Below are 6,851 nucleotides of genomic sequence, written 5' to 3' on the forward strand. Positions count from 1 at the left end.
TCAGCGCGCCGCCGGCGACGCCGGTGGCGAGCCGTACCAGGAAGTCGACGGTGGTCAGGGTGTGCACGACGGCACCTCCTTCACGGGAGGAGGGGTACGGACGGTGGCACGCGGTCGGCGCCCCCGGCGCGGTGGGTCAGCTGCCCGGGGCGGTCCGGACGATCGTGATGACGACCAGGACCGTCACGATCGGCGGGTAGGTGCGCAGGGCACCCGTGCTGATGTCGCAACCGGTGGAGACCGCGCTGCGCGCTGCGAGGACGCGATGCCGGCAGGGCACGGCGAGGCCGTCGGGCGGGCGTGACGCAGCGGCGCGTGTGCGCGCGGGGAAGGTGGCTACCGCGTGCCGGAGGTGTACGAGGGCAGGCGCGGGAAGGGCCGACTGTGGCCCGGACTACTGCAATCCATGTCTCTCGCCTCCTCCCGGTCGACGCACCCCGTGGTGCGTGTGATCGACACGGCAAGGAGTTCGCCGGCGCGCGGAAACAGCGGCCGACTCACCCCAACTCGTCAGAGCTTTGGCACTCCACGGCGTGTCCGGCCGCATAGGCCGGAAGCCACTTCGGATCAACCCTTAGGTCGGGAGGATCTGTCCTAACCCTGGGCGTCTCTCGACGTCGTCGGATCAGTGGCCTGTGTCCGTGAAGAAGCCTCACCGAACGAGGTGCCTTCTTCAAACCTCGAAAAGCATAGACCTCCACCCTGGGCATACTTGCGCACTTGGTAGAATCTTTACCTTTTGGCTCATGCGGAGAGTGGGGGCACGTGACGGCCGCCTGACCCCTCACCTCGCCAATCCCGGGCACCCACCGCGCCGGGCGGTGATCCGGTCTAGCGTGAACGGTGCTGACGACGAGGACGAAGGAGGTGGCGGCCGTGCGGCTGGAGATGCTGACGGTTCCGCAGTGCCCGAACGAGTCGGTGCTGGCGGAGCGGCTCGCCGTGGTGCTGGCCGACCTGCCGGGCGTCGGGCTGGTGCGGCACGTGGTCGAGGACCAGGAGGACGCCGAACGCTTGGGCATGCACGGCTCGCCCACCCTGCTGGTCGACGGGACCGACCCGTTCGCCGCCCCCGGAACACCGCCGAGCGTGTCCTGCCGGCTCTACCGGAGCGCGGACGGCCGGGTGGACGGGGCGCCGAGCGTCGAGGAGCTGCGACGGGTACTCGGTGCCCCGGCCCGGTCCGCCACCCACGAGGTCGGATGACGTGCTCCGCGGGGACCGACCCGGGGGCTCGTGCCGACTGACGGTGAGGCGTCCTGGCTCGCGGGCGGTGGCCAGGCCTCGCCTCGGTCCGGTCCGCGAGGCCGGCTCGACACCTTGCTCCTATAGCGTGCGCCGGAACCGAAGTCCGGAACGGCCGTGGGCCGTGGTCGAGGAGCGAGCGATGGGGACACCGGCAGCGGCCCGGGCCGGGGAGCTGGGGCGCCACCTGGGCGTGTTCGACGCCGTGGTGATCGGGCTCGGGTCGATGATCGGCGCGGGGATCTTCGCCGCGCTCGCCCCGGCCGCCGGCGCGGCCGGGTCCGGTCTGCTGCCGGGCCTCGCGCTGGCCGCGGTGGTGGCGTACTGCAATGCCACCTCCTCGGCCCGGCTGGCCGCCCGCTACCCGGAGTCCGGCGGCACCTACGTCTACGGCCGCGAGCGGCTCGGCGAGTTCTGGGGCTACCTGGCGGGCTGGGGCTTCGTGGTCGGCAAGACCGCCTCCTGTGCGGCGATGGCCCTCACGGTGGGCTCCTACGTGTGGCCCGGACAGGCGCACGCGGTCGCGGTCGCCGCGGTGGTGGTGCTCACCGCGGTGAACTACGTCGGCGTACGGAAGTCCGCGTGGCTGACCCGGGGGATCGTCGCCGTCGTCCTGGCGGTGCTCGCCGCCGTGGTCACCGCCTGCCTGACCGGCCCCGCCGCCGAGGGCGCTCGGCTCGCCGTCGGTGCGGACGCGACCTTCGGCGGGGTGCTCCAGGCCGCCGGGCTGCTGTTCTTCGCGTTCGCCGGCTACGCGCGCATCGCCACCCTCGGCGAGGAGGTCCGCGACCCGGAGCGGACCATCCCCCGGGCGATCCCCACCGCGCTCGCCATCACGCTCGTCGTCTACGCCGCCGTCGCCGTGGCCGTGCTCGCCGTGCTCGGGCCCGACCGGCTCGCCCACACCGCCGCACCGCTCACCGAGGCCGTGCGTGCCGCCGGCGTCCCCGCGCTCGCCCCGGTCGTGCGCACCGGGGCGGCCGTCGCGGCGCTCGGCTCGCTGCTCGCGCTGATCCTCGGGGTCTCGCGCACCACCCTGGCGATGGCCCGCGACCGGCACCTGCCCCACGTCCTGGCCGCCGTCCACCCGCGCTTCCGGGTGCCGCACCGCGCCGAGCTCGCGGTCGGCGCGGTGGTCGCGGTCCTGGCCGCCACCACGGACGTCCGTGGCGCGATCGGCTTCTCCTCCTTCGGTGTGCTGGCCTACTACGCCATCGCGAACGCGTCCGCCTGGACCCTCACCCCCGTGAAGGGCCCCGTGCGGATCGTGCCCGTCGTCGGCGCCGTCGGCTGCGTGCTCCTGGCCTTCGCCCTGCCGCCCTCCTCGGTCCTGTGGGGCGCCGCGGTGATCGCGGCCGGTGCCGCCGCCTACTGCCTGCGCAGGGCCGCCGCCAGCGCCTGACGGACGGGAGCACCGTCCCGGCGGCTAGGCAGGGCCCCGGGAGGTGGCGTTACGCCTGGGCCCGGCTCAGGACCCAGACGCCGTAGGCGTCGTTCGCGGGGTGCAGCTGGTAGGTGCCGGCCCGCAGGTCGACGCGCAGTCCGGCGGCGGCCAGGTCCGCCTCGAACTCCGCCGCCGGGTAGGTGCGGGCGTGCGGTGGCGGGTCCTGGAGGTGGAAGCCGACCAGGATCCGGCCGTTCTCGCCGAGCACGTCGCGCATCGCGCCCAGCGCCCTGCGCTCCGTGTCCTCGGCGAGGAAGACGATGACGTTGCCCACGCAGACGACCAGGTCGAACGGGCCGTCGTCGGGGCCGAGGTCGAGGATGTCGCGCTCCTCGATCGCCAGCCCGGGGTAGGTCTCCCGGGCCTGCCGGACCAGGGCCGGGTCGGGCTCGATCGCGACCACGTCGTGCCCCCGCCGCAGCAGCGCCGCGGCGACCCGGCCCATGCCGGCGCCGGCGTCGAGCACCCGGGCGCCGCGCGGCAGGAGCGTGTCGGCGAGGCGGGCCTCACCGTCGACGTCCTCGCCGGCGGAGATGAGGTCGGCGAACCGCTTGCCGTAGTTCCCGCTCTGCCGCGCCTCTTGCCAGCGGGTTCGCCGCGTCGTCGGTATGGGCTCTCCGTGCGGCGGCGTGGTGCTGTTCATGTCCCGCATCCTAAGGCGAGACCGTCGGCGCTGGTCACGGCCACCGAACGCCCGGCCGCGGGCCCTGGTGCCGCAGGCCCTCCCGGGGCCTCGGGCTCCGCGAGACGACCGGACGATCATGTGTCGGACCGGCCCGGCCGTCACAGGTCGGCCGACAGGCTGATCGCCGAGGCGGGGCACAGGGCGACCGCCTCGCGCACCGCGTCCAACGCCTCGGCGGGAGGCTCGGGTTGCCGTACGACCGAGGTGCCGTCGTCCTCGCTCTGATCGAAGACCTCGCCGGCCGTGAGGGCGCACATTCCGGAGCCGATGCAGCGGTCGAGGTCCACGGTGATCCTCATCGGTCACGCGTCCCAGGTGACGGGGAGGCTCTTCACCCCGTAGATGTCCGCGAGCTCCGGGCGCAGGGCGACCTCCTCGGGCGGTACGGCCAGCCGCAGCGTGGGGAAGCGGCCGAGCAGCGCGGGGAAGGCGACCCGCATCTCGATGCGGGCAAGCTGCTGGCCCAGGCACTGGTGGATGCCGTGGCCGAAGGCCAGGTGTCCGCCGTCCTGCCTGCCCAGGTCGAGCACGTGGGGATCGGGGAAGCGCTCGGGGTCGCGGTTGGCGGTGTTGAAGGAGAGGATCAGCCGGTCGCCGGCCTTGACGGTCCGGCCGCCGAGTTCGACGTCCTCCAGGGCCGTCCGCATGAAGGTCTTGGCGACGCTCAGGTAGCGCAGCAGCTCCTCCACGGCCCGGTCGGCGAGCGCGGGATCGGCGCGCAGCGCGGCCAGTTGGTCCGGGGTGCGCAGCAGCGCGAAGGTGCCGAGGGCCAGCATGTTCGCGGTGGTGTCGAGACCGGCCGCGAGCAGGATCAGGCTGATCCCCTTCAGCTCCTCGTCGGTCAGGTCGCTGTCGGTGAGGTCGCTGAGCACGTCGTCGGTGGGGTTGGCGCGTTTGGCGGCCACCAGTTCCGCCAGGTACTCCTGGGTCGCGGCGTAGGCCGCCATGAGGTCCTCGTCGCTGGTCTCCCCGTTCATGAACGAGTCGACCTGCTCCTGAAAGGAGCCCCGGTCCTCGTACGGCACCCCGAGCAGCTCGCAGATCACGATGGCGGGGATGGGCTTGGCGAACGCGGTCACCAGGTCCGTCGGAGGCCCGGCGGCCTCCATGGCGTCCAGGCGGGCGGCGGTGACCTGCTCGATGCGCTCGGTGAGCAGCCGCATGCGCCGGACGGTGAACTTGCCCGTCAGGGGCTTGCGGTAGCGGCTGTGCTGGGGCTCGTCCATGAGGACGAACTCCCCGGGCGGCGCCGGCGGGATCTGGAAGTCGCCGTAGTCGATGGTCGGGTGGAGCATCAGGTCCTTGCGCGAGCTGAACCGGGTGTCGGCCAGCACCGCCCGGACCAGGTCGTACCCGGTGACCAGCCAGCCGGGCTTCCCGCCGGGGAAGGTGTAGCGGCTCATCGGCCCGTGCCGGCGGGCGTCGATCAGCTCGGCGGGCGGGTCGAAGGGACAGCCGGGGCGGCGCGCCGCCGGCATGGTGGTGACGGTGTGCGGGGATTCCCCCATGGCCGTGCCTCGTTTCGCGTTGCCGCACGTTCGGACAACTGGAAAGCTACGGCTTTTCCTGACGTGGCGTCAATCGTACGAAAGGCATTATGCCAGCTCAGTAGCGGCAAACTGATGCAATGACGCTGACCTCGAACGCAACGGCCCGTTGCAATGGATGAAGGTTAAGGCAAACTCGCCGGGCGTCACGGAGCAGGCTGTCACCCGGCGGACCGGTGGGCGCGGTTCGCTGTGGCGTGCACGGAGCCGAGCAGGCTGAGTGCCTCGGCGCTGGGGCTGCCGGATTCGGCATGGTAGATGATCAACTGCTGGCCGGGGGCGTCCCGCACGTCGAACGCGTGGTGGGTGAGGGTCATGCCGCCGACGTCCGGGTGGTGGACGTGCTTGTGTTCGCGGGTCTTGCCGCGCACGGTGTGGGTGTTCCACAGCCGGGCGAAGTCCGTGCTGCGCGTGCTGAGTTCGCCTATGAGAGCCCGTAGGCGCGGACTGCCCGGGTCGACGCCGGACGCCTGGCGCAGGTGCCCCACCACTGTCTCCGCCGTCCGGTCCCATCGGGGGTGGAACGGTCGACCTGCCGGGTCGAGGAAGACCATGCGGGCCAGGTTGTCCATCGCTTCGAAGGGGGAGTACAGGGCCTCGGCCAAGGCGTTGGCGGCCAGGACGTCCAGGACCGGGTCGATGACGAACGCCGGAGTGCCGGGGTAGCCGTCCAGCAGGACGCGCAGGGCGGGGGCGACCCGGTCGGTGGCGGCGACGGGCCGCCGGGACGCTGCGGTTCCGGACAGGTGGTGAAGGTGCGCCCGGGCGTCGGTGTCCAGCAGCAGCGCGCGGCTGAGCGCGTCCACCACCTGCGCGGACGGGTGGCGTTCGCGGCCCTGTTCCAGCCGGGTGCAGTAGTCCGCGTTCACCCCTGCCAGTACGGCGACCTCCTCGCGGCGCAGCCCGGCGACCCTGCGCACGCCATGGCTCGGCATCCCGACCTCGTCCGGCCGCACGGCCGCACGGCGTGCCCGCAGGAACTCACCCAGCTGGTTGTCGGTCATGTGCCCACGCTATGCCGAGGGCCCGGTGTGCTGCCTGGGTGTACCGCACCCGGGCAGCACACGGCCTGGGCCGCCTGGAACACCTCGCCCAGACTCGGTGCCCTACCGAGAGATGAGGGGCAGTCATGCACGACCGGACAGTCAAGGTTGTAGCGATCACCGGTGCCAGCAGTGGGATCGGCGAGGCGACCGCCCGCCGGCTCGCCGCCGACGGTCACCGCCTGTTCCTGGGGGCGCGGCGCACCGATCGCCTGGAGCGACTCGTCACGGAGATCACCGCCGCGGGCGGCACGGCGGCGACCCGGCGCCTGGACGTGACCGGGGCCGCCGACGTGCGGGACTTCGTGGCAGCGGCCGAAGAGCGGTACGGCCGCGTGGACGTGATGGTCAACAACGCCGGGGTGATGCCGCTGTCGCCACTGGAGGCGCTCAGGACGGAGGAGTGGGACCGCATGATCGACGTGAACCTGCGGGGCGTCCTGCACGGCATCTCCGCCGCCTTGCCCGTGCTGCGCGCCCAGGGTGGCGGGCACATCGTGAACATCGCCTCCGTCGGTGCGCACGAGGTCTCTCCCACCGCCGCCGTGTACTGCGCCACCAAGTTCGCGGTCCGTGCGATCTCCGAGGGCCTGCGTCAGGAGTCCGCCGGTGACGTCCGGGTCACGCTGGTCTCGCCGGGCGTCACGGAGTCCGAACTCGCCGACGGCATCGCGGACCCGGCCGCCCGGGCGGCCATGCGGACCTACCGCGCCGTGGCCCTGCCGGCCTCCGCGATCGCGGACGCCGTCGCCTATGCGATCTCCCAGCCGCCGTACGTCGACGTGAACGAGATCGTCGTACGGCCTGCGGCGAGCGCCCAGTGACGGAAGATCCCGGAATGCTGCCGGCACCGGCGCTACGGCACCGGGCCGGGGCACGGCAGGTGC

8 protein-coding genes and 1 riboswitch are annotated in these 6,851 nt (G+C 72.7%); of the genes, 4 read left to right on the forward strand and 4 right to left on the reverse strand.

The window, feature by feature from the left end; translation table 11 throughout:
- The 3 genes from ACFU7Z_RS33405 to ACFU7Z_RS33415 form a co-directional block, all read left to right on the forward strand.
- Nucleotides 1–200: hypothetical protein (locus ACFU7Z_RS33405; RefSeq protein WP_380781660.1), on the forward strand; the 200-nt coding region annotated here is incomplete at its 5' end.
- 294 nt (nucleotides 201–494) lie between these two features.
- Nucleotides 495–671, reverse strand: a riboswitch (M-box (ykoK) riboswitch).
- A 172-nt stretch (nucleotides 672–843) separates the two neighbouring features.
- Nucleotides 844–1,206 carry an alkylmercury lyase gene (locus ACFU7Z_RS33410; protein ID WP_380781662.1) on the forward strand — a complete coding sequence of 121 codons (363 nt, stop codon included), beginning with the start codon at nucleotides 844–846 and terminating at the stop codon, nucleotides 1,204–1,206.
- A gap of 181 nt (nucleotides 1,207–1,387) precedes the next feature.
- A complete protein-coding gene (locus ACFU7Z_RS33415; RefSeq protein WP_380781664.1) occupies nucleotides 1,388–2,647 on the forward strand; it encodes an APC family permease in 1,260 nt (419 codons plus the stop codon).
- A 49-nt stretch (nucleotides 2,648–2,696) separates the two neighbouring features.
- On the opposite strand, the gene ACFU7Z_RS33420 is transcribed toward ACFU7Z_RS33415, so the two are convergent.
- The 4 genes from ACFU7Z_RS33420 to ACFU7Z_RS33435 all read right to left on the reverse strand — a co-directional run bounded on the left by ACFU7Z_RS33420 (nucleotide 2,697) and on the right by ACFU7Z_RS33435 (nucleotide 5,925).
- The gene (locus ACFU7Z_RS33420) at nucleotides 2,697–3,332 is read right to left on the reverse strand and encodes a class I SAM-dependent methyltransferase (RefSeq protein ID WP_380781666.1); all 636 of its coding nucleotides are present in this window, start codon (nucleotides 3,330–3,332) and stop codon (nucleotides 2,697–2,699) included.
- Nucleotides 3,333–3,472: 140 nt separating this feature from the next.
- Nucleotides 3,473–3,673, reverse strand: coding sequence for a ferredoxin (locus ACFU7Z_RS33425; RefSeq protein ID WP_380781668.1), 201 nt, complete (start codon nucleotides 3,671–3,673; stop codon nucleotides 3,473–3,475).
- A gap of 3 nt (nucleotides 3,674–3,676) precedes the next feature.
- Nucleotides 3,677–4,882 (reverse strand): cytochrome P450, encoded by a 1,206-nt coding sequence (locus ACFU7Z_RS33430; protein ID WP_380781670.1) that lies wholly within the window; start codon nucleotides 4,880–4,882, stop codon nucleotides 3,677–3,679.
- Nucleotides 4,883–5,082: 200 nt separating this feature from the next.
- On the reverse strand, nucleotides 5,083–5,925 hold the full coding sequence (locus tag ACFU7Z_RS33435) for a helix-turn-helix transcriptional regulator (protein ID WP_380781672.1): 843 nt from the start codon (nucleotides 5,923–5,925) through the stop codon (nucleotides 5,083–5,085).
- Between the two features lie 125 nt (nucleotides 5,926–6,050).
- On the opposite strand from ACFU7Z_RS33435, the gene ACFU7Z_RS33440 reads away from it, so the two are divergent.
- Nucleotides 6,051–6,788 (forward strand): SDR family oxidoreductase, encoded by a 738-nt coding sequence (locus ACFU7Z_RS33440; protein WP_380741114.1) that lies wholly within the window; start codon nucleotides 6,051–6,053, stop codon nucleotides 6,786–6,788.
- Nucleotides 6,789–6,851: the final 63 nt, after the last annotated feature.

Origin of the sequence: Kitasatospora sp. NPDC057518, assembly GCF_042802075.1 — a bacterium.
In the GTDB taxonomy this organism is placed as follows: Bacteria; Actinomycetota; Actinomycetes; order Streptomycetales; family Streptomycetaceae; genus Kitasatospora.

What these genes read in the sequence shown, in the direction of transcription:
- ACFU7Z_RS33425 (WP_380781668.1), bottom strand. Translation starts at nt 3,673, where the DNA reads ATGAGGATCACCGTGGACCTCGACCGCTGCATCGGCTCCGGAATGTGC.
- ACFU7Z_RS33415 (WP_380781664.1), top strand. Translation starts at nt 1,388, where the DNA reads ATGGGGACACCGGCAGCGGCCCGGGCCGGGGAGCTGGGGCGCCACCTG.
- ACFU7Z_RS33440 (WP_380741114.1), top strand. Translation starts at nt 6,051, where the DNA reads ATGCACGACCGGACAGTCAAGGTTGTAGCGATCACCGGTGCCAGCAGT.
- ACFU7Z_RS33430 (WP_380781670.1), bottom strand. Translation starts at nt 4,882, where the DNA reads ATGGGGGAATCCCCGCACACCGTCACCACCATGCCGGCGGCGCGCCGC.
- ACFU7Z_RS33435 (WP_380781672.1), bottom strand. Translation starts at nt 5,925, where the DNA reads ATGACCGACAACCAGCTGGGTGAGTTCCTGCGGGCACGCCGTGCGGCC.
- ACFU7Z_RS33420 (WP_380781666.1), bottom strand. Translation starts at nt 3,332, where the DNA reads ATGAACAGCACCACGCCGCCGCACGGAGAGCCCATACCGACGACGCGG.